The organism is Bartonella sp. AA18HLJMS, assembly GCF_042197245.1.
In the GTDB taxonomy this organism is placed as follows: Bacteria; Pseudomonadota; Alphaproteobacteria; order Rhizobiales; family Rhizobiaceae; genus Bartonella.
In genome coordinates this window covers 178,627-201,687 of the sequence record NZ_JBHIRP010000001.1, presented here as the reverse complement: position 1 = coordinate 201,687, position 23,061 = coordinate 178,627, and the positions used below count along the sequence as shown (strand labels likewise).

General features: G+C 38.0%; 13 protein-coding genes. 9 read left to right on the top strand and 4 right to left on the bottom strand.

Annotation, left to right across the window (positions count from 1 at the left end; genetic code table 11):
* Window positions 1-18: 18 nt before the first annotated feature.
* From argH to ACFINW_RS00820, 5 genes are all read left to right on the top strand, one after another.
* Window positions 19-1,419 carry an argininosuccinate lyase gene (gene argH, locus ACFINW_RS00840; protein ID WP_375645309.1) on the top strand — a complete coding sequence of 467 codons (1,401 nt, stop codon included), beginning with the start codon at window positions 19-21 and terminating at the stop codon, window positions 1,417-1,419.
* Between the two features lie 51 nt (window positions 1,420-1,470).
* Complete coding sequence (locus ACFINW_RS00835; protein WP_375645305.1) at window positions 1,471-1,650, top strand: LPS translocon maturation chaperone LptM; 180 nt, start codon at window positions 1,471-1,473, stop codon at window positions 1,648-1,650.
* 8 nt (window positions 1,651-1,658) lie between these two features.
* Complete coding sequence (gene lysA, locus ACFINW_RS00830; protein WP_375673658.1) at window positions 1,659-2,939, top strand: diaminopimelate decarboxylase; 1,281 nt, start codon at window positions 1,659-1,661, stop codon at window positions 2,937-2,939.
* Between the two features lie 126 nt (window positions 2,940-3,065).
* Entirely contained in the window at window positions 3,066-5,495 is a 2,430-nt protein-coding gene (locus ACFINW_RS00825) for a TIGR02302 family protein (RefSeq protein WP_375673656.1), read from the top strand.
* A 222-nt stretch (window positions 5,496-5,717) separates the two neighbouring features.
* The gene (locus ACFINW_RS00820) at window positions 5,718-6,488 is read left to right on the top strand and encodes a class I SAM-dependent methyltransferase (protein WP_375629065.1); all 771 of its coding nucleotides are present in this window, start codon (window positions 5,718-5,720) and stop codon (window positions 6,486-6,488) included.
* Between the two features lie 901 nt (window positions 6,489-7,389).
* On the opposite strand, the gene ACFINW_RS00815 is transcribed toward ACFINW_RS00820, so the two are convergent.
* From ACFINW_RS00815 to tsaD, 3 genes are all read right to left on the bottom strand, one after another.
* The gene (locus ACFINW_RS00815; protein ID WP_375620935.1) at window positions 7,390-8,070 is read right to left on the bottom strand and encodes a response regulator transcription factor; all 681 of its coding nucleotides are present in this window, start codon (window positions 8,068-8,070) and stop codon (window positions 7,390-7,392) included.
* A 907-nt stretch (window positions 8,071-8,977) separates the two neighbouring features.
* Window positions 8,978-9,412: an EVE domain-containing protein gene (locus ACFINW_RS00810; RefSeq protein WP_375620936.1), complete on the bottom strand. Its 435-nt coding sequence runs from the start codon at window positions 9,410-9,412 to the stop codon at window positions 8,978-8,980.
* Window positions 9,413-10,109: 697 nt separating this feature from the next.
* Window positions 10,110-11,204: a tRNA (adenosine(37)-N6)-threonylcarbamoyltransferase complex transferase subunit TsaD gene (gene tsaD, locus ACFINW_RS00805; RefSeq protein ID WP_375620937.1), complete on the bottom strand. Its 1,095-nt coding sequence runs from the start codon at window positions 11,202-11,204 to the stop codon at window positions 10,110-10,112.
* 308 nt (window positions 11,205-11,512) lie between these two features.
* Between tsaD and ACFINW_RS00800 the strand changes: the two genes are divergently transcribed.
* From ACFINW_RS00800 to ACFINW_RS00785, 4 genes are all read left to right on the top strand, one after another.
* A complete protein-coding gene (locus ACFINW_RS00800) occupies window positions 11,513-12,697 on the top strand; it encodes a hypothetical protein (RefSeq protein WP_375620938.1) in 1,185 nt (394 codons plus the stop codon).
* An 11-nt stretch (window positions 12,698-12,708) separates the two neighbouring features.
* Window positions 12,709-14,268, top strand: coding sequence for a heme biosynthesis protein HemY (locus ACFINW_RS00795; RefSeq protein WP_375673654.1), 1,560 nt, complete (start codon window positions 12,709-12,711; stop codon window positions 14,266-14,268).
* Between the two features lie 146 nt (window positions 14,269-14,414).
* Complete coding sequence (locus ACFINW_RS00790) at window positions 14,415-15,161, top strand: glutamine amidotransferase (protein ID WP_375606037.1); 747 nt, start codon at window positions 14,415-14,417, stop codon at window positions 15,159-15,161.
* Between the two features lie 728 nt (window positions 15,162-15,889).
* The gene (locus tag ACFINW_RS00785; RefSeq protein WP_375620960.1) at window positions 15,890-16,945 is read left to right on the top strand and encodes a DUF2125 domain-containing protein; all 1,056 of its coding nucleotides are present in this window, start codon (window positions 15,890-15,892) and stop codon (window positions 16,943-16,945) included.
* A 1,313-nt stretch (window positions 16,946-18,258) separates the two neighbouring features.
* On the opposite strand, the gene ACFINW_RS00780 is transcribed toward ACFINW_RS00785, so the two are convergent.
* Window positions 18,259-22,968, bottom strand: coding sequence for an NAD-glutamate dehydrogenase (locus tag ACFINW_RS00780; RefSeq protein ID WP_375673652.1), 4,710 nt, complete (start codon window positions 22,966-22,968; stop codon window positions 18,259-18,261).
* Window positions 22,969-23,061 lie beyond the last annotated feature (93 nt).

The following is a 23,061-nucleotide window of genomic DNA, read 5'->3' as shown; positions in this document are numbered from 1 at the left end:
GATGGGTGTTTTCAGAATATGACAGATGAGAAGTTAAAGAACCAAATGTGGGGTGGTCGGTTTGCGGCAGGCCCTGCTGCAATTATGGAAGAAATTAATGCTTCTATTGATTTTGATCAAAAACTTTATCGACAAGATATTGAAGGTTCTCTTTCTCATGTGGCTATGTTAGCGCAAACGAAAATCATTTCACAATCAGATTATGAAAAAATTGTTCATGGTTTGAAACTTATTCGCCAAGAAATTGAAGACGGTAAATTTGTTTTTTCACGAAAGCTTGAAGATATTCATATGAATATTGAAGCGCGGCTGAGCGAATTGATAGGTCCTGTAGCTGGGCGTTTGCATACGGCGCGTTCACGCAATGATCAAGTTGCTGTTGATTTTCGCTTGTGGGTACGTGAAGCAACGCAAAAGATAGCACAAGCTTTAAAAGGATTGATAGAGCAATTACTTATTCGCGCAGAACAACATGTTGATACCTTTATGCCAGGCTTTACGCATTTACAATTGGCTCAACCCGTAACATTGAGTCATTATATGATGGCTTATGTTGAAATGTTTGGTCGAGATTTATCGCGGATGCGTGATGCTCTTGAGCGAATGAATGAATCGCCTTTAGGGGCGGCTGCTTTAGCGGGGACAGGCTTTCCAATTGACCGTTTTATGACAGCAAAAGCGCTAGGCTTTCGCGAACCTACACGCAATTCAATTGATAGTGTTTCAGATCGTGACTTTGCATTGGAATTTTTAAGCGCTGGCGCTCTTTGTGCAACACATCTTTCACGTTTAGCAGAAGAAATAATTCTTTGGTCAAGTGAACAGTTTTGTTTTATTCATTTATCAGATGCTTTTTCAACGGGTTCATCTATTATGCCACAAAAGAGAAATCCTGATGCGGCAGAGTTAGTACGAGCGAAAGCAGGTCGATTGAATGGTGCACTTATGGGATTGTTAACGGTGATGAAAGGATTACCGCTTGCTTATTCAAAGGATATGCAAGAAGATAAGGAATATGTGTTTGATGGGGCTTTGAGTTTGGAATTATCACTAGCAGCAATGACAGGGATGATTGCTGATTTGAAAGTGAATAAAAAAGCCATGAAACAAGCAGCGGATTTAGGGTATGCAACAGCTACAGATTTTGCGGATTGGCTTGTACGCAATTTAGGGATTCCTTTTCGCAAAGCACATCACATCACAGGGTGTGCTGTGGCATTGGCAGAAAAAAAACAGTGTCGCCTTCATGATTTATCATTAGATGAACTTCAAGCAATTTGTCCTGATATCAATGCGACACTTTTTGATGTTTTGACCGTTGAAAAATCTGTTGAAAGTCGTAAAAGCTTTGGGGGAACAGCGCCTTCAGAGGTTCTTCGACAAATTGCGTATTGGAAAAAGCGTCTCGTGAGCGCTTGAGTGATTGTATTTTAAAGGTAAAAAAGAAATCGAGATGAGGAAAGAGGACAGATGAAAATTATAATAAAGGGGTTGATGATTGTCCTTTTTGGGGGCTTTGGTGTCGTTGGGTGTGGGCGTAAAGGGTCATTAGAGTTACCTCCTTCAACAGGAGTGAATTCTTCACAAGGAACTTTTGTTTCTCAAGGCAAAACAGATAAACCTTTTATTCTTGATCGGTTAATACAATAGGAATTTTTATGCGTTTTTTTTCTTATCATCAGGGTGTGCTTCACGCTGAAGGTCTTTCTCTTTTGGAACTTGCGCGGGAAGTTGGAACACCTTTTTATTGTTATTCAGCTAGCGCAATCGTTGCACATTTTAAAGATTATCAGAATGCATTTCATGATATGCCGAGTTTAATTGCTTATGCGGTTAAAGCGAATTCCAATCAAGCAGTTTTACAACTTTTAGCTAACAATGGAGCGGGAGCTGATGTGGTCTCAGAAGGGGAATTACGGCGTGCACTTGCTGTTGGTATTCCTGCGCAGAATATTGTTTATTCTGGTGTTGGTAAAACAGTGAGAGAAATAGATTTTGCTCTTGCACAAGATATTTATTGTTTTAACGTTGAATCAGAGCCAGAACTTGAACAATTATCGGCGCGGGCTGCTGCGCTTTCAAAAACAGCTCGTATTTCTTTACGCCTTAATCCTGATGTGGATGCTAAGACTCACAAGAAAATTACAACAGGTAAGTCTGAGAATAAATTTGGTATTCCACTGTCTTTGGCGGGTGATGCATATAAAAAAGCAGCTCAATTGCCCGGTCTTCATGTGTGTGGTGTTGATCTCCATATTGGCAGTCAAATTTGTGATTTAAAACCGTTTGAGGATGCATTTGTTATTGTTGCAGATTTTGTGCGTCAATTATGGAATAATGGTTATGCGATAACCCATATCGATATTGGGGGCGGGCTTGGTATTCCTTATGGTTATGAGAAGCATCCAGTACCTTCTCCTTTTGAGTATGCAGCACTGGTAAAGAAACATATTGCGCCTTTAGGGATCAATATTATCCTAGAACCTGGGCGTAGTATTGTTGGTGAAGCCGGTGTGTTGGTGACATCGGTTGTGTATTTAAAAAAGGCGGAAGGACGAAATTTTGTTATTGTTGATGCGGCGATGAATGATTTCATGCGTCCAACGCTTTATGATGCGTGGCAAAATGTAATGCCAGTGAAAAAAACACCAATAGATGCCCCTCTGATTAATGCTGATATTGTCGGTCCTATTTGTGAAACTGGTGATTATTTAGGCTTGGAACGTTCTTTGCCAGTGTTGAAAGCGGGTGATGTGTTGATGTTAACAGGAGCAGGGGCTTATGGCGCAGTGATGGCAAGCACTTATAATAGTCGACTTTTGGTGCCGGAAGTTCTGGTTCAGGATACGCGTTATGCAGTCATTCGTCCACGCCTTGATTATGCACAATTGATAGGCTGTGATCATATTCCAGATTGGATTGAGCCCAAATTAGATTGAGCATTATTAAATATTTTGGGTCTTATTTTTACTAAACTTTGATGAAACAATTTATTTTCTAGAAATTGTTTTGTATGGGGTTTATGATCTTAATGCACCACGATAAAAGGGGATAAATGCTTGTTTATGAAAAATAAAAACATCAAAGGTTTTGCAATGAAGCTTTTGTGTGTGCGCATTTTGATGTGGGGGATCCTTTCATTTGAACGGATGTGGGTACGGTTGTTACCATTTTTCCTCGTTCTTAGTCTCTTTTGTTCGTTTAGCTGGTTGGGACTTTTTGGTATTTTGGGCTATTGGTCACATTTGCTCTTACTTGGGGTTATACTTATTTGTGCTGGGGCGAGTTTATTTTTTCTTATTCGTTTTCGGTTTCCCACAATGCGTGAAGTAAATTGCCGCCTTGAACGCGTCAATGATCTTAGACATCAGCCTTTGAATATTCAGACAGATCGTTTATGTTCTGAAAATGATGAAGATTTTAGTGCTGTTATTTGGCGTGAACATCAACGCCGAATGGCAAAGCAATTATACCATTTAAAAACTGGATTTATCTCTCTTAATAGTGCGGATTATGATCCTTTAGCTTTGAGGGCTTTGTGTGCTCTTCTTTTTGTGTGCGCTTTTAGTTTTTCTTTTGGTTCACAAGGGGGGCGTTTGGCTGATGCCTTTGATTTTCGTCCTATCGTTGATGAAAAACTCATGCGGATTGATGCTTGGGTAACACCACCTGCTTATACCGGTGTGGCACCGATTTATTTGACAAAAGATGAGAAAACACAACTAGAAATCCCTGAAGGGAGTAATGTTGTTGTGCGTGTTGTCAATGGGGCTGGCATTACAGTAAAAGCAAAGTCTGTAGAAGATGGGAGGGAAGTTTCGTTTTCAGAGAAAACGGAACAAACAGCTTTGAATGATCCAATTGTTCATTTTGAAACACATTTAAAGCATCCAATAAATTTATTTGTATCATCACGTCGTAAAAAACAGCAATGGCATTTGCAGATAATTAAGGACACGCTTCCAACAATTCATTGGTTGGAAAAACCAGGGAGGATTTTAACGGGATCATTGGAGTTACGATATGTGGTGGATGATGATTATGGTGTGACAAAGGCTTTTGTTGAAATAGAGCCTTTTCTTCCTCAGAATAAAAGTGCTTCTTCTCTTTATAATGCTCCGGAAATAGAGCTTCTTCTTCCGCGTGGTGGAAAGGGGAAAATGCGAATGGTGCAGGATATATCAGCGCATCCATGGGCGGGTTCGCAAGTCAAAATTACTTTGGTGGCAGAAGATGGTGCGGGGCAGAAAGGGCGTAGCAAAACTTTTGTTATGATATTACCACAGCGTGTTTTTTCGAATCCTGTTGCACGCGCAGTGGTTGAACTGCGTCGTTTATTAGCTCTTAATCCTTTAGCGCGAGAGCGGGTACTTGATATGCTTTCTGCTTTGCTTGTACGTCCAGAAAAGGGGTTGCAAAATGCATCGCATTTTATTGTTCTACAAAGTGCGTGGACAAGACTTTCTTTAGCACAAACAGACGAGGATTTGCGCGATGTGGTGGATTATTTATGGCAAATTGCTTTGGGTATTGAAGGCAATCAACTTGAATCCGTGCAAAAAAAGTTAAAACAAGCACAAGCTGCTTTACGTGATGCATTGCGTTACGGTGCTTCAGCGGCAGAAATTGAACGGCTTATGGCAGATTTACGTCAAGCTATGGATGAGTATATTCGTGCTTTGGCTGAAAAAGCACCGGATAGTCAAGTTTCTAAAAATTCTAAAAGCTCAAAAAGTCCTAATCTTTCTGAAGCTACATTACAAGAAAAGTTAAATTTAATTGAGGAAATGGCTAAAACAGGCTCTTCTATAGCAGCTGAACAACTCTTGGCGGAAGTTGAACAGACGCTTGATCATTTGCATGTGCAAAAAGGTAATCAAAATGAGGGAGAAAAAAGCCAATCTGCACAAATGAAAGAAAAGATGGACCAGCTTGGAGATTTAATGCGTCGTCAGCAAGAAATTCTCAATGAAACACATCAGTTAGAGATGGAACAAAAACGCGGAGAAAATGTACCGGAAACACAAAAAAAATCTTTAAAAAAACGTCAAGCTGAATTGCAATCTGAATTATCAACATTAGAAAAAGAATTATCAGAACAAGGATTTGAAACAGGGGGCGCCTTGAAAAGGGCAGAAGAAAAAATGAATTCTGCGGAAAATGCTCTTGATAATGGAAATCATCAGGTATCTATACAAAATCAGTCTGATGCTTTGGAATCTTTGAGGCAAGGTGCACAAAATGTTTTGAAAAAAATGCGCGAAACACTTAAAGAAACGGGAAATGATCAAAATGCTGATTCTGGTCCTAAAGATCCGTTAGGACGTCCACTTTCTTCAAAAACAGATGAAGAACAAGAAGGCGAGGCACTACCACAAGAAAGTGATCAAATGCGTACGCGGCAGATTTTGGATGAAATTCGCAAACGTCTTGGTAAAGAGCATCTTTCAGAAGAAGAAAAAAACTATCTTGAAAGATTGCTTCATTTTAATTAACCAGTGTTGGCTTTTTTCTTAATTGATGTCAAAAACAGTATATGAAGAACCTCTATGGGGTTTATCTCCAAAAAAATGATTAAAGTGCTTGTAAGGCAATAATCATCCTATTGTACTGATTTTTTAATCATTTAAGTTTAAAATATGCAATATTGAAATGTTCGCTATTGCGGAAAAAAAGCAGAAGTCCATATAGGTTTGGTATATGAAAATCTGTAATGTTTGAAATTTGTTTCTACATGGTATGTTGAGTTGGATATCGTTACGCTGAAAGATTTTTATGCTTCTGCACTTGGACTGCGTGTGCAAAAAACGCTGTGTGACCAATTGAATTTATGGTGGCCTGATCTTACGGATAAACGGATTATGGGATTGGGTTATGCACTTCCTTATCTTTCTACATTGCGTGAACGTGCCCAACAATGTTTTGCTTTTATGCCAGCTTCTCAGGGTGTTTCGCCTTGGCCTTGTTCTGAGCAAGTTGCTACAGCGCTTGTTTTTGAAGAAGATTTGCCACTTCCTGATGCGTCAGTTGACTGTATTTTATTGGTACATGCATTAGAATATACAGAAAATTCATTTGAAACGTTGAATGAAATATGGCGTGTTTTAGCACCTAATGGCCACTTGATCGTTATTGTACCTAATCGCTCTGGTTTTTGGGCGCGCAATATTACTACGCCCTTTGGTTATGGCGAACCCTATAGTCGGCAACAAATTACTCGTTTGTTCGAAAAAACAAATTTTGTTTCTGGGCCAATACAAGAAATTGTACACTATATGCCCTCTACGGGTTATTTTTCGCGGTTGTTCTCATTTTTTTATGAGCCATTTGCTCGCTATCTTTTGCCTTATTTTGGTGGACTCTTAATGTGTCAGGCACAAAAACGTGTTTATCAGGGTTTGCTCGTACAGCGTCGTCAGTCGCGACGTATTTTTATTCCTGCTTTATCACCACAGACAAGAAATATTTTAATTTATAAAGATAATTAATCATTTTGTCATTGTCATAAGAACCGCAAATATAGAAGCATTCTCTTATTTCAATTTTTTGCATTTACAATTAAAAAATATTCTTTTGTACATTAATATGTGGAATTGGTATGTGAATAAAAATCTCAAGTATCTATATACCGAACCATATTTCATGAATAGTGGAAACATTTTAAAAGAAAAAAATGCTGGTATCTTCGTAAACGTAAAAATAGCAGAGTCCAAGAGATCTTACATAATATGGTTTAGGGTGGTTAAAAACTGTACAAGGAAGGATTACAATGCTTCTTATAAACCATCTCAAGTATCAAGGGCTCCTCTGCAACATCGAGATCTAACATAAGTGTGTGATGGTGCTGGCTTGTTCTTTTATAAGCGTAAAGATGGTGGTGCTCAGTGGCTTTATCGTTAGGATAAACATTTAGCGTTATATCATGAATTATATAACCTCTTAAGAGGAGATAACGTCATAAAGAATAGAGGAAAACTATAAAGATAAAAAACATCTCTCAATTTAGGCTAGTGAATATGAGATAAAGCAGTGTGTGGAGCGGTTTTTTTGAAAAAAATAATCATAAATAGCACTCATCTAAAGATGATAGTTATGATCAAGAATGTTGCTAAAAGATATCACGATTATTTATATGCGAAACATATTAAAAACTTTAGAAAGAACAAAAGCATGTGAAACAGAAGTTACAAAGTATATCGTGAGGGTTGAAAGCATTTTTGTTTTTGGTTCTCATGTTAGAATATTTCGTTTTTTATTCATAATGTTATATATTTTGTCATAAGAGTAAGTTCTATGTAATAGCATTCGAATTATATGCGAAGGTTTTTTCATCTCGTTTCTGTTTTCATTTAGGATATTAAAATTATTTTTGAAACAGTAAATCTCGAATTAAAGATTTAAACGGTAACCATTTTGATCTGTCATGAGAATTTGTGCATTGGAGGGATCGTTTTCGATTTTTTGTCGCAAACGATAGATATGGGTTTCTAAAGTATGGGTGACAATATTTTCATTATATCCCCAAACTTGTTCTAACAATGTTTCACGGCTGACAATTTTATCATTGGCATGATAGAGACATTTAAGGATCGCTGCTTCTTTTTCTGTGAGACAGATTTTATTGTTGCATTGATCAAGAAGAAGTTTTTGTCTTAGTTTAAAAGTATAGGGACCAATATGAAAGGTTGCGTCTTCATTTTGTTCATATTGGCGCAACTGTGCTCGAATTCTCGCCAATAACACCGCAAAGCGAAAGGGTTTTGTTACATAATCATTGGCGCCTGTTTCAAGATCTAAAATATTATCACAGTCTGTATCATAATTTATTATCATGATAATGGGGGCACGAAATCCTTGGGTGCGTAATTGTTTAACGGCTTTGTAGCCATCAAGATCAGGAAGTTGAAATCCCAAAATAGTGAGATCAATATTTTCTTCTTGGATTATTCTCATTCCCGCTTCTGCTGTTTTTGCTTGGAAAATTTTAAACTCTTGATGCATTTGCAATTGTTCTACTAAAATGGGGCGTAGATCATCGTCTTCAACGATTAAAAGAGTATAGTGGTTCATGTTTTTCCTTATAGGCATGTTGATGCACTGATTGATATAGTTTCATGAAAAATGAGATTTCATGCAAGAAAAATTAAAAGAGGAAAATTAAAAAAGAGTGCTTCTAAAAAATAAACTTTTATAATTTCTAATGGTTGCTTGCTGAAAAGAAGGTATTCCGTCTGCAGGGTATTTTACGTATTGGTTGGAAGCGTTTTTTATGTTCTAGAAGGTGTTTTAGCTATTGAGTGTCATCATCTTTACGCTTATGGAGAAACAAGCTGCCACTATCATTCACTTTGCCAGCTCGTGGGTGTTGCGGACAGTCCTTGGCACTTGAGACGATTCATAGGAGGAATTTTTAGTCCTTTCTTTCACGTTTTTTATCTATATGGGACTTTCTCCGCTTAGAATGTGCAAGCAAATAGCTTTTGATTGATTCAATATAAAACAGGTTGGGAATGAGAGAATCCTGCGGTATGAGGCGCACTCGTCCAACATGCAAAACAATAAACACGCAATATGATGCGTTTTTTAAGTGTGAAGAGAATTGTGCAACACCTAGCACATATGCACTGTTTAGGAGAATTTCACGATCATTTTTATTGTTTTTTTATCCACGTTCAGTTTTGTTTTTTCGTTGCATTTGTGTGTGAAGGGGCTGAGTGTTATGTTCGTGGTGTTGCTTATTATAATTGTTGAGTAAGCCTTGCTTTTAACAATGCCGAAAAGATGCATCATAAAGAGGTTTTTTGTGTAATTTGGAAGGAGACTGTATTGAGAAAGAGTGCAGGATAAAAAATGACAAAGAAAAATATCATATTTATGCATTTAGCATGAGAATACCTCAACAGAAGGAGGTGTTGTGCTTATTCTTCTGCGTTATGAAGCATCTTTTTATATGAGTTAATGAATAAAAATTATTGTTTTAAGATAAAAGCATTTCCCTCTTAAGGTTGCCCATCAAACAGACTTCTTTCCATTCATCTTCTGTCACGGGTTGCACTGATAAGCGGCTGGCTTTGACCAGCGCCATATTTGCTAGTTTGGGATTGGCTTTAATTTGTTTTAATGAAACAGGTGTTGGCATGTCACAAAGTGCACGGATATCCACACATTCCCAGCGTGGATCAGAGCTTGTAGAATCAGGGTGTGCTTCAGCACATATTTCTACAATTCCTACAATTTCTAAACCTTTATTTGAATGATAAAAAAAACCTTTATCGCCATATTTCATAGCGCGCATATTGTTACGGGCTTGATAATTGCGTACACCATCCCATTGTTCGCCATCAGCTCCTTTTTTCTTTTGCATCTCCCATGACCATTTATGGGGTTCAGATTTAAAAAGCCAATAAGCCATGTGTTCACCTTTTTCATAGATTGTTATGCATTCGTCGTGTCCAATTTTTTATAAGTATCTTTGTAATATCATCAAGGGTGATTTTTAAAATGGAGTAAAGAACGGGCATTATCTGTTTTTTCTTATTTCAAAATAACTTGTATATAGAAAAATGCGCTCCATTGATATTTCATGTTGTATAAAGGTATTTTGCTTATCTTGTAGCAGAAAAATATATCAGTGTATCGCGAAGTAATAGACTTAAAATTGCTCAGCCATGTGGAAGCTTAATCATCTTTTCAGCTGCTGTTTGAAATGTAGTTACTATAGGATCATTGGAGCATTGCGTTGGAGAGAATTTAGCAAGAAAATTGGTTCTAAAAAGCTTTAAAATTACAATGACAATGAAACGAATAAATGGTCAAAGATGATGAGGTCAACGAATGGCATTCATATCTATGCTTTGTGGGATAGAGTGCGTCTTATTATGCTGTAAAATACCGTCATTTGAAGTGTAATGATATAAGGCAGTTTTTTGAAACATGAAGTTTTTAAGAATGTGTGGTGAATATTTAGGTTTACGTGTCGATCTTTGGGTTAAGTGAATTGTGTGAGTGGGAAGCAGGTGGAATCTGCTCGATAGAGAATTCGGACTATCTATAGACCGGATTGAGTAGAAATCTTCGTTCTTTAAGATGTGTGTAGGACGTCAATTTTATTATGCTTTTGTTCCACGGCGTCCCATCCCGATCAAGGGCGGGGCTTTTTCATCTAATGGCCAGCGTGAGCGGGGTGCAATGTCAAGAGAGCTTGTTTCTCCTCGTACGAGTTTTTGTGCACCGGCAAAAGCAATCATTGCAGCATTATCGGTACACAAGGAAAGAGGAGGGGCTATAAATTCAAAACCATGCTGATGGGCAAGTTCTTGTAATGTAGAGCGAATGGCTTGGTTTGCGGCAACACCGCCTGCGACAACCAAAGCAGGAGAACGCTTTTCTTGATTATCAGAGAGAGGATATTGGTGGGCAAAGTGTTGTAGGGCTAGGTGAATACGATCATGTATTGTATCGGTCACGGCGGCTTGAAAACTTGCGGCAATGTCAGCAATATCATTTTCTGTAAGGGGAGCTATGGCTGTTGCGGCTTGTCGAACAGCAGTTTTGAGTCCTGAAAAAGAAAAGTCTAACCGTTTTTCACCTTTTAAAGGTCGTGGAAGAGGGATGCGATTTTTATCACCAAATAAAGCTGCTTTTTCAAGTGCTGGTCCACCAGGATAAGGAAGACCTAAAAGTTTTGCTGTTTTATCAAAGGCTTCTCCTAATGCATCATCAATAGTGGTTCCTAAACGTTGATAGTTGCCTACTCCATGAACAATGATTGTTTGTGTATGACCTCCTGAAACTAAAAGTAATAAATAAGGAAAGCTGACGTTGTGCGTTAACACGGCTGTTAAAGCATGTCCCTCTAAGTGATTTACCGCAATAAATGGTTTGCCAGTGGCAAGAGAGAGTGCTTTTGCGCTCATAACGCCTACCAACAATCCTCCTATCAAACCAGGCCCACTGGTGGCTGCAATGCCATCAATATCTTTTAATTTTGTGTTTGCTTCTGTTAGTGCTTGCAGAATTAAATGATCAAGAACTTCAACATGGGCACGAGCAGCAATTTCAGGAACAACACCGCCGTAAGGTGCATGGTGATCAATTTGACTCCAAACAACATTGGAAAGAATTAGGCTGTTTGATTCGTTGTTATATTCAATGACAGCCGCTGCCGTTTCATCACAACTTGTTTCTATTCCCAGCAGACGCATTTTAAACAAAACCTTATATTGAAGCTTCTTTCCTGCGTGCGTACCATGAACAGAAAAAGATGCAAAGTATTTCTCTTAGAATTGTTTTTTCTATGAAAAATATGTGTTTTGGAATTTTCTTTGAATTTTATGATATCGTTGATTAAAAAATAAAGCTGTATTTTCGAGTATAAAATGCAAATGTTTTTTAAAAACTTGTCTATTAAAGGCGATACTTGTAAATATTATTGAGAAAAGCTGCGTTTTTAAAACTTTTTTCATTTTATTATTTTATCATTAAAAAAAAGTGTGCACGAAAAGTGACAGAGATGGTCGATTCTTCAAAACCAAAAGTTAAACCACATTATGCTGGTACGCGCCGTAAGAAACCAGTTATTGAACATGAAGCTGTTCCCCATGATTCAGAGGAAAAAATCCATAATTCTGTAGAATCTCAAGCGCGAGAAGAACAGAATATGCAAGGTCAGGATAAAAGTATCTCTAGTACAACTTGGCTTTTCTTATCCCTTTCTGGGATTTTGGGGGGATTCATTGCTTTGGGAATTTTTATGGGGCTTCAATGGGCTGGTTTTTTTCCTTCTCCTTTTGTGGAAAATTCTGCTAGAGGAGAAAAAGCTTTGCAGATTGCTGAAGCCGCAAAAAGTCAAGGTGAAGACACAAAGGAACAATTGAGGCGGGTCTTTCAAGAAATTGATACGTTAAAAACAGAGTTTTCTTCTTTTTCATCACAACAGTTTAAAACAACGAAAAATGATGAACTATCGAAAGAAGAAAGCAAAAAAGCTTTTGCGATTTTAGAGGAAAAAGTAAAAGCTCTTGAAGAAATTGTACAAACTTTTGTTAGAAAGTCGAAAGAGATAGAGACGGCTTTGTCTGTTGGGCAGAGCAATGCAAATGATCTTGCTGCGTTAAAACAACAGTTAGAAGCACTACAGGAAGAAACTGCTGTTAAAAATAGTGAGAAAAAAGAAATAGATACCGCGCTCTTTACTGCAATTAGTTCATTAAAAAATGCTGTAGAGCGTGGTGGATCTTATAATAATGAATTAAAGCTGTTGCGGCAATTATCGCCTTCGATTAATGGACTTGATGTGTTGCAAAAAACAGCTACTGTGGGTCTTCCAAGTTCAGCACAACTTTCAGTTGATTTTGCTCATGTTGCTGATGCAATTGTTGGTACGCAAAATCTTGTTGCGTCAGATGCTGGTTTTTTTGACCGAATTTTAGCGTGGATAAAAGGGCTCATTGTTTCGCGACCGATTGGAAATGTTGAAGGGACAACGCTGGGGGCTATTGCGGCACGCATGGAAGTTGCCATTCAAGCTGGTGATTACGAAAAGGCTTTGAGCGAATGGCAATCATTGCCCCAAAGTGCAAAAGATGTTTCAATGGATTTTGTTAAGCAGCTTGAAAGACATATTGCTATTCAACAGTTGTTGCAGCAATTGTTATTGTCTGTGCAACAAGGATCTTTTAAAGCAACAAAGATGTAAATAGGCCCAAGATGATACGTGTTTTTATTTATATTTTTGTTGTTTGTATCCTCGGTTTAGCTTTCACGTGGGTTGCTAATCACAATGGTATTTTTGTTCTCACATTTTTGCATTTCAGATTTTCTGCTTCATTTCTTACAGTGTTAAGTGTGCTTATTTTGTTTTTTGTAACGCTGGTGCTTTTATGGTGGTTATTGGCTTTCTTTTTTTCCATACCGAATGCTCTTTGCAATTATTTTTATAAACGCCATCAAAAGCGTGGTTACGAAGCTCTTTCAAAGGGGATTCTTGCAACTTTTGCTGGTGATAGTATGGTTGCGCAAAAAATGGAAGCACGGGTTGCTAAATATCTTGCAGGAAAACAAGAGCCATTGGTAAAACTCTTACAAGCGCAAACCTTGTCTTTACAAAATGACTCTGTTCGCGCCATCGGTCTTTATGAAGAGATGAGAAAGGAAGATCCGACAAAACTGGTTGGACTTTATGGTTTGTTTCGTGAAGCGATGAAGAGTAAAGCTTATGAAGCAGCGCAACAATATGCCGAAGAGGCACTGACTTTATCGCCAGCACTTTTATGGGCGCATCAGGCGGTGCTTGATCGATTAAGTACTGAGGGTAAATGGGATAAGGCACTTACTGTTTTTGAAAGAACGCAAAAAGCTCTCCCGCGTTCTGTTCGCGCGACTCCAGAGCGGCAGCATATACAGGTTTTACTACTAAGTGGGCAGGCACTTTCTTTGTTTGATACACATCCTGTACAAGCACGTGAAGCTATTTTGAAAGCCCATAAATTGGCGCCTGATTTTGTTCCAATAATAGTTATTGCTGCTGATATTCTTTATAAATTAAACGAAACGCGTAAAGCGGATAAAATGATTATAGCGGCTTGGCAAAAGGAGCCTCATCCTGACTTGGGAGCGCTTTATCTTGAAAGAGAAGAAGGAGCCATTGGGCGATTGAAAAGGGCTAAGACACTTGCTTCTTATAATAAAGATGCATTTGAGTCGGCTTTCCTTATTGCTAAAGCAGCTTTGGATGCTGGTGAAACAGCATTAGCAAGAGAGAAGGCACAAAAAGCATTACAATGTCATCCACGGGAAAGTGTTTATTTATTGTTGGCAGATATTGAAGAGGCACAGGGAAACAATCAAGGTGCTGTGCGTCAATGGCTTTCTTTAGCACTTCGTGCTGAACGTGATCCAGTGTGGATGTGTGATGGGGCCATTTTTTCTTCTTGGTCAGCGGTTTCTCCAATCAGTGGACATTTGGGCTGTTTTGAATGGAAGGCGCCTCCTTGTATGCCTTCTCTCACATTAGAGGCGGACAATATTGTGCCGAAAAAGCAAGACAAAGAGTATGTTATGGGAAAAAGTGATGATGTTGGAGATAAGAAGCTTGAAAAATTAACATCTATAGATGATTCTCTTTTGCATAATGTGCAGGTGGAGAAACAAGATATAAAAGAAAAAGATGTAAAAATGTTCAGTCAAACTCACTTAAATGTTGATGATCCAGGGGTTAAAACAGAAGAAGAAACATCTTTATCGAGGAAAAAATTTCGTTTATTTTAAATTGCACCAATGTGATAATACGAATGTTTTCTCAGAAGAAACAATTGACCTAGAAGAAAAAATATCGTTAGTCTTGTCCAATAAAATTATTCTCTTATGCTTTAAAAATAAAGTTTTGCTTGGTAGCAGAGGTGATTGGTTAAAAAATGTTTTTAAATCAGAGATGTCTTGATAAAAAACAAAAAAATAACAAACCAAGGATTGCTGTCGTTATTCATCGGCGCTCTACCTATACTGGTCGGTTGGGAAAATTTTTACAACAAAATGGTTTTGTTCTTGATATTTATCGTCCTATTTTTGGACAAAAACTCCCTGATACATTAGAGCATTATGCCGGCGTTGTTATTTTAGGGGGACCGATGAGTGTGAATGACAGCGAAGCCTATATTGGTGAGGAAATTGATTGGATTTCGTTATCACTAAAGGAAAATAAGCCTTTTTTGGGTATTTGTCTTGGAGCACAAATGTTAGCGCGAAATCTAGGGGGGCGCGTTGGTACAAGAAGTGATGGGACTGTTGAAGTCGGCTGGTATCCACTAGAAGCAACCCCACAAGGGAAGGAATTGATGAATTGGCCAGAGATGGTCTACCATTTCCATGATGAAGGTATTTATGATTTACCGAAAGAGGCAATGCTTTTGGCAACAGGGAATACATATCCTACACAAGCTTTTCGTTATGGAAACAATGCATGGGGCTTGCAGTTTCATGCTGAATTTACACGCGCTATGATGCGGCGTTTGGTCGTGCGTTCGGCACATAAATTGACTGAAAAAGGTGCTCAACCTGCTTGTGCACATTTGAAAGGTCGTTTAATCTATGATCGAGCTTTGAGCCAATGGTTTGAAAGCGCATTACACCAGATTTTTTGTACACCGCCCGTACTTGTGTGATTGTTGACAACGAATTGATTTATATAGGTAATTCACGGTTTTGTATATTGAATGAGAACCCCGAATATAGTAAGGTTTTTTCATTCCAAACCTGTGTATGTTGACTCAATAAAAACCTCTTGTTTGCATGTCACAAGTAGGGCTGGCGTGTGGGCAAAAACTGTATAAGAAAAGACTAAAAATGCTTCTTATGAACTGTCTTAAGTGCCAAGGGCTGTCGCAACATTTGGGGGCTAGCCAAATATAATGATGGTGCTGGCTTTGGGGTCTCCATAAGCGTAAAGATGGGGGGCTCAATGGCTTTATCGTTAAGAAACACTATTCATTATCATTTTTGTTGTGCTGTAAAACAGTATGGTTTAAGCTAGAGGTAGAAAATCTATGTAAACTTTACACATGAGGTGTTTTTTGTTAAAGGGTGTAATGGGTTTTTTTTTAAGAAAATCTTGTTTATTGAGCTTATGAGATACTGTACTTTAGAACGTGTATAGGGACTTCTTGAAGTGATCAGTAGATAAAATCCGGTCGATTAAGAAGTTGGATTGTGTATAAACTGAACGTGGTTGGGAATCTTTATCCTTTTTAGGGTGGGGAGGAAGTTAAGAGATAAAGAAAGTTTGAATATTGTCTAAATCCTTTCAAATACCATCATCACAAAAAAGTTTTTCTTTGAGTTATTTAATTTGTGGGCTCTTTTGTCTTGCTCTGATATTTATTTATAGCGCACTCTGGTTTTTTTTTCGCGTAAAATAGAAGACTATGTTTCTAATATATTCACAAAAGTATCTTCCCATAATATGGCGGCGGTATGTGAGAATGTGCACAAGGATGGTTATCCTTTACGTGTCGGTGTTGTTTGTGACAAGTTTCAATTTTCTTGGCCTTTACATGGGGTTTCTGTATCGACGGGGCGTTTGACAGCTGGTGCACCAATTTACGCACCTCATTTGGTTGAGTTTAATGTTCATTCTCCTGCATTAATTGTTTTTTCCGGAAAAACTCCCATAGTATCGCATTGGCGCAATTTGGTGATTGAAACAGAGCCTTATTGGAAAACGGGTAAAACATTGAAGTTTATAGCTGAAGGGCTTGAGATTTCATCTTTTTCCTCTTCCCCTGAAGATCAAAAGCTTCAAGAAGCATTAAGAGCACCAACGACAGATAAAAAAACGACACAAGAAAATATTGAAGATCCGGCATCTTTGCAAAATACGCATGACGTGATTATTCAGCCGTTAGAGCCACAAGATATGCTTCAAAAAATAACGGCAGAATTTTTGCGTTTTGATCTAAAACATGAAAAGAATAATTTATCGGGACATATAACTTTTGACGGTTTTGATGCTTCTCCCTTTTTAAAATCTTCTTTTGTTGATATTCCTAAAATTGATGGCAATTTGAAATGGATTTTAAATGACATGTCTTTTCTGTCTGAAGATGAAGAAAAAAATTGGCAACAACGACTGTATGGAAAAAGTGGACTTTTAAAGCAAGGTGAATTGACTTTTCATACAGGTGGTGCAGTGCGTATTAGTGGACCTTTTTCTTTTGATGATGAAGGATATTTGACAGCAAAATTTGAACTTGTCCTTATTCAGTCTATGAAGCTTCTTGACACTCTGCAGCGCTTATTTCCTGGGCAAGCCAATAATCTTCAAGCGTTATTTTTTATTTTGGGTGCTTTGCCTAAAAATGCGGATGGCGCTCCCGTTCTTTCCTTGCTCATTAACAATGGGTGGGTAAAATTAGGCTTTTTAAAACTTGGTCGTCTTGCTCCACTTTAGGTATTGTACCGAAGCCTTTTTTCATCTTTACTACCAAATTTCGACTTTTTCTGATTTTCACACTTTTTTGCAATTTTAGAGTGTTAAAAATTTATTTTAACAAAATGCGTATTTAATGGTAAAAAAATAGCTATAAAAATAAAAAATTACCACCTACTCCTAACCCGTCCAACCTCTTTTCACTTAGTACAAAATCTTATGTCAAACTACATATAGCAACAGTGTTTGTATGGAAAAGTGGTATTTTAAAGTATGCTGAATTGCCTTTTTATACAGGTGGTGTGGTTCTTTTTAGGAACCTTTGTCTTTATATATGGAATGAGCATATTGCATATATCTGTTTGGGTGTAACCTCTTAAAACAAGTAAATAGCCTAGTTGTAGGAAGATATGAAGTTGTAAAGGGGAAAATCAACATCCATCTTTACTGTCATTTTTTATTCGATTTTACGCATTTCAAAAGCAATTACAGTTATATCTTTTAAATAAACGGATTAAGCTTATCCTTTTATTTCTGATATTTTTTAATGAAGCTATATGTCTTCCACGTAAAACAGAATATATTTGTATTGCATATTTACGCATTTGTTAAAAAAATATTTCTCAGTGCTTCCTATTTCACGATGTCGCCTGTGAATGGTATAAGGATAAAGCCATTAAGCACCATCATCTTTTCGGTTACGGAGTAACAAGCTAGGGGAAAACATCATCATATTATATTTGCTTATATTTGCTAATTCTCAATTTTACTGCAGCTTTTGGCACTTGAGGCGGTTTATGAGGGGCATTTTTAGTCCTTTCTTTACTGTTTTTATCTATTCGGCTTTCCCATTTGCAATATGCAAGGGGAAATGGGGTTAATTAATTGAATATAAATAGATTTTAAATGAGACAAATTTAGAATATCGGATTATCATAAAAATGATAAAATTATGATTGTAAATCAATATATTATATTTTTATGATGAAGGATATTTAACAGTAAAATTTGAATTTATTTTTTATTTTGAGTGCTCTGTCTAAAAATGCGGGATAGGGTTTCCGTTCTTCCCTTGTTGATTAGTCATGGATGGATAGAACGGAGCAAAAGCTTAGCTGTTTTGTACTGCTTTTAAGTCTGAAAGTTTATATTTTTAGGGTGAGAAATCAATCCTGTTGTTTTTTTGAAATTGTTGCAAACAATTCTATTGTGATAAATAGCGAGATTTTTATTTTTGGTGTTATGTCTAAAATGCAAACTTCTGTTCTGTCTTAGTTGGTTTGTTATGGTGGTGGGATAGAACGGGAGATTGAGAGGGTCATTTTGTATTTTCTTTAGGTTTGAAAGCCAATATTTTGAAGTTGAGAAATCAATCCTGCTGCAAAAGTAAAACGAGAAATATTGAGATCATTTTCAATAAGGGCGCTAATGCGGTTTGTAATGTTGTGAATATGATCTTCTTCTGTTTTTTTCCAAGTGTCAAAAGGATCTTTTTTCTTTCCATAATTTTTGAGGATTTTCATAACGATTTGCCGAAAGCTTTCAGAAACATTTTCTTTGGCTTGGCTTAAAGCCATACTATCATAATAATCTACTACAGGAATTATACGACTTGCTTCGTTAATGCGGTTTATACGAATGATTTGCGCAAGTGAAAAGTAGATCTCTGCGGTTTTAATAAGATCACTGTTGCTTTGTTTTGCAATCAAAGAAATATCACAGATTGTTGAAGCAGCTTCCAAGAGAGCTAATTGTTTCGCTAATGCTTTTGGTGCTCCCTCTTCGCTGTAGTGTAATGCTTTTTCTTCAATCTTTTGCTTAATATCGTTGCCGTGAGAATGCATAAGCTCTTTTTCAATAACGCTACGGGCTTGTTTTATTGTTTTTACAATTTCTTCTAATGGACGTGAGAGATCTATGTTGTGCAAACCCCAATTGGTTGTTTCAAAGAGCATTGGTGTCATTGTTGCGTAGAATTTATTTTGGACAAGACCGAGTATTTTATTATCAAGCTTATCAATTTGCTCAGACAATTGAGGAATTTCGAAACCATCGCGGATGGCAATGAAAACGCGAATAATATTTTCAGTCTTTTGTTCTGTTGCATCATGTAGTCTATTAACAAAAGTGGGGCCTCCACGATTTACAATATCGTTGGCAATCAGCGTTGCGATAATATTACGACGCAATTGATGGTTAATAACTTCCTTCTTAAAATTTTCTTGAATTTGGGTTGGAAAATAGTTCAGCAAGGCTGTATTGAAATAGTGATCATCAACAATGGGGCTATTAGCAATTTCTTCTTTTAAGGTCAATTTAGCATAGGCAAAAATAACGGCGAGTTCTGGACGGAGAAGACCTTTGCCTTGGGTTGTTCTTTGTCGTAAAATTTGCTCATCAGGGAGTATTTCAACTCTGCGATCTAGAAGCTTTTTTTGTTCCAAGTCGTGCATAAAGCGTATTTGATAGGGCAAATCAGCAGTGCTCTGGTTTTCCGCCAAAGAAAGCGCAAGAGGTTGTAGATAATTGTTGCGCAAGACGAGTTGCTCGACTTGAGGCGTCATTTTTTTCAAGAGCTTATTGCGTTCTTCGCGAGTTAACGTTTTGGCACGTAGTGCTGATGCAAGAACAATTTTGAGATTGACCTCAATATCAGAACAATTCACACCAGCAGAATTGTCAATGGCATCCGTATTGCATCGACCACCATTTAAGACATATTCAATCCGTCCACGTTGTGTAACACCAAGATTAGCTCCTTCACCAATAATTTTTGCACGCACTTGTTCTCCGGTAATGCGTATTGCATCATTTGCGCGATCACCTACTTGGGCATCATTTTCTGTTGCAGCACGGATATAAGTACCAATGCCACCGAACCATAAAAGATCAACAGGGGCTTTGAGAAGAGCAGAGATAATTTCAAAGGGTGTTCCTGTTTGTTTTTCGAAACCAATGGCTTGTGCTGCTTCAGGTGAGAGGGTAATGGTTTTTTCTTTTCGTGAGAAGATACCACCGCCCTTTGATAATTTGCTTTGGTCGTAATCCTGCCAGCTTGAGCGAGGCAGTTTGAAGAGACGCGTACGCTCTGCATAGCTTTCGTCTATGTTCGGATCTGGATCAATAAAGATATCGCGGTGATCAAAAGCGGCAATCAATTTTGTTTGTTTGGAAAGCAGCATTCCATTGCCAAAGACATCACCAGACATATCGCCAACACCGACACAGGTGAAGGGCGTTGTTTGAATATCGTGATTAAATGACTCTCTAAAATGTCTTTTGACGGCTTCCCATGCACCTTTAGCTGTAATACCAATGTCTTTGTGGTCGTAACCTGCTGAACCTCCAGAGGCAAAAGCATCATCAAGCCAAAAGTGGTTTGCTTGGCTGATGGCGTTGGCTGTATCAGAAAAAGTTGCTGTTCCTTTGTCCGCTGCAACAACAAAATAGGGATCAGGGTCATCATGACAGATGACATTGTGGGGAGAACTTATTTTGCCGTTAATCAGATTGTCTGTAATGGAGAGCAAAGCTGTTATAAAGTCTGTATAAGCTTGTCGTGCTGCTTCTATGATGACAGCACGGTCATTTGTTTGGGGAAGCCGATGGGGATAGAATCCACCTTTTGCACCTGCAGGAACGATAACCGCATTTTTAACTTGTTGGGCTTTGACTAAGCTAAGCACTTCGGTGCGGTAATCTAATGCACGGTCAGACCAACGAATGCCGCCACGAGCGATAGGTCCAAAACGCAAATGGACCCCTTCAACTTCTGGTCCATAAACAAAAATTTCTCGGTAAGGGCGCGGTTCAGGCAAACCTTCAATCTGGCGTGGATTTAATTTGGTGGCTAAAATACGCCGTGGACTTCCATCAGGAAGAGTCGTAAAGGCATTCGTTCGTAAACTCGCCTCGATAAGGTTACAATAACGGCGTAAAATGAGATCATCGTCTAAACCAGAGACTTTCCGTAATTTTTCTTCAATGCGCTTTTGAATAACTTGTTGGTTTTTTTTCCGTTCTTTTTCTGTATGGCTTTGATGAAATTTTAAATGAAATAAAGCATAAAGATCTTGGGTAATGTCAGGATAAGCATTTAAAGTTTGGGCAACGCGATCTTGCGAATAAGGCATTCCAGCTTGTTGGAGATAGCGCCCATAATGGCGCAAAATAACAATTTCATGCCAATCAAGCTCAGCTGTTTGGGTGAGAGCATTAAAGCCGTCATTATCAGCATTTTGTGCCCAAATGGCTTCAAAGGTTTCGGCGTGTTTTTGACCGTCTTTTTCAAAATCGATACAGCGTTGGAAAGTACTTTCTAGCTGCATATCATGAAGATACACAGAGCGCCCATTGCCATCTGGTAATTCAAGGGTTTGTTCAGCAATAACGCGAAACCCCATATTTTCAAGGAGTGGTACACGTTTGGAAAGGGCAAGTGCTTCATGGCGGTGAAAAAGCCGAAGAGAAATGCACTGTTTTTCTTTGTTTTGTGCGTGATAAAAGATCACGAAAAGGGGCTTTTCATCATGAAGACTTAGAATATGTCCGGCATCGTTAATAGCGTCTTCAGCTGAAAATAAATCACGATAGCTGTTGGGGAATTCACTGGCTAGACGTGTTTGTTGCTCTGTTATTTTCTTGTTAAGAGCGATGGCTTGAACCCTGTCTTCCCAACTTCGTGCAATCGAACGTACATGTTGTTCAAGTGTGGAGCGCTCGTGAAGGGGAACAGTTTCGTTTCCTTTGCGATGGATGATATAATAGACACGTATAAGGGTGCTTTCCAAAAATAGCGGATAAGATTCAAAAAAGTCACCTTTATAAAGCTCTACAAAATGTTCGCCAACTTTTTCACGCAGGCTGCTGCTATATTGGTCACGCGGTACGTAGACAAGGATAGAAACAAAGCGTCCAAAAGAATCAGTGTGGGCAAGAACCCGTAAACGTGGGCGCTCATCTAATTGTAGAATAAGCTTAGTGTTTTCTGTCAATGTATCAACATCAGAGCGAAACATTTCATCTCTTGGATAGGTTTCTAAAGCACTGATGAGTGCTTTTCCTGAATAATCGGCGTGATTGTGTCCAAGACGTTGAATAATAGTTCGGGCTTTTTCTTTTAAGAAAGGAATTTTCAAAATAGAACGTGTATAAGCTGAGGAGGTAAAAAGCCCTACAATGCGTAATTCTCCACAGAGTTGGTTTTCTTTATCAAAGATTTTAAGACCAATATAATCGAGCCAAACAAAACGGTGAATTTTGGAGCGGCTGTTCGCTTTTGTCACGATAAACAGATTATCGCTTTCCATGAAGGATAAAACTTCTTGAGGAGGTTCTTTCATACTTTTATCGTCAACAATATGAATAGAAGCATCCGTGAGTATACCAAGTTCAATATTACTTGCCGTAAAGGATTTTAGGGGTTTTTGGTCTTTAATGAAGTTGTAAGTGCGCATACCAAGGAAAATGAAATTATCGTCCATTAGCCAGTGAAGAAACTCAATGGCCTTTTCGCCTTCTTGTTTGTAGTGCGGGGGAAGACTTATTTGGTAGGCATGAATATGCTTTTCAACTTCTTCAAGCATAGGTTTCCAGTCTTGTACAGCAGCATTAACCTGTTCAAGAACTAAGGTGAGTTCATTTTCAAGTTTTTGTATTTGCTGTTTGTTTAATGACTCGATGTGAATTTGCATCAGACTGATGCGTTTTCCAGAAGCACAATCAATAATGGGGTGTGCAATCAAATAGATATGGTTTTTGTGTTGATTAAAAACATTTAAAATAGAATCCAGAAGGAAGGGTTTGTTATCATTGACAAGCGTGATAACGGTTATAGGTCTGTTACTGCGGGTTAAATTTTGCTCAAAGCAGATGGTATTTTTTCCCGTCTGATGGAGATTAAAAGCTTTTACCGCGATGGCTGTGGCTTTTTGAAGTTCTTCATTTTCATAATAAGCAATATCTTCTTTATCGGTTTGGGCAAAAAGGATTTGTTCTATTTTATCTTGGGTGTTTTTTGTCTCTGTTTTTTTTTGTTGCAACACATTCACTCTCCCTTTTTGCTCTTAAGGGGTCTTTATTAAAAGCAGACCATTATATTTTTTATATACTGTAACACCTTCTTTCTAAAGAAAATA

What these genes read in the sequence shown, in the direction of transcription:
- lysA (WP_375673658.1), top strand. Translation starts at nt 1,659, where the DNA reads ATGCGTTTTTTTTCTTATCATCAGGGTGTGCTTCACGCTGAAGGTCTT.
- ACFINW_RS00800 (WP_375620938.1), top strand. Translation starts at nt 11,513, where the DNA reads ATGGTCGATTCTTCAAAACCAAAAGTTAAACCACATTATGCTGGTACG.
- ACFINW_RS00835 (WP_375645305.1), top strand. Translation starts at nt 1,471, where the DNA reads ATGAAAATTATAATAAAGGGGTTGATGATTGTCCTTTTTGGGGGCTTT.
- ACFINW_RS00810 (WP_375620936.1), bottom strand. Translation starts at nt 9,412, where the DNA reads ATGGCTTATTGGCTTTTTAAATCTGAACCCCATAAATGGTCATGGGAG.
- tsaD (WP_375620937.1), bottom strand. Translation starts at nt 11,204, where the DNA reads ATGCGTCTGCTGGGAATAGAAACAAGTTGTGATGAAACGGCAGCGGCT.
- ACFINW_RS00825 (WP_375673656.1), top strand. Translation starts at nt 3,066, where the DNA reads ATGAAAAATAAAAACATCAAAGGTTTTGCAATGAAGCTTTTGTGTGTG.
- ACFINW_RS00815 (WP_375620935.1), bottom strand. Translation starts at nt 8,070, where the DNA reads ATGAACCACTATACTCTTTTAATCGTTGAAGACGATGATCTACGCCCC.
- ACFINW_RS00790 (WP_375606037.1), top strand. Translation starts at nt 14,415, where the DNA reads ATGTTTTTAAATCAGAGATGTCTTGATAAAAAACAAAAAAATAACAAA.
- argH (WP_375645309.1), top strand. Translation starts at nt 19, where the DNA reads ATGACAGATGAGAAGTTAAAGAACCAAATGTGGGGTGGTCGGTTTGCG.
- ACFINW_RS00795 (WP_375673654.1), top strand. Translation starts at nt 12,709, where the DNA reads ATGATACGTGTTTTTATTTATATTTTTGTTGTTTGTATCCTCGGTTTA.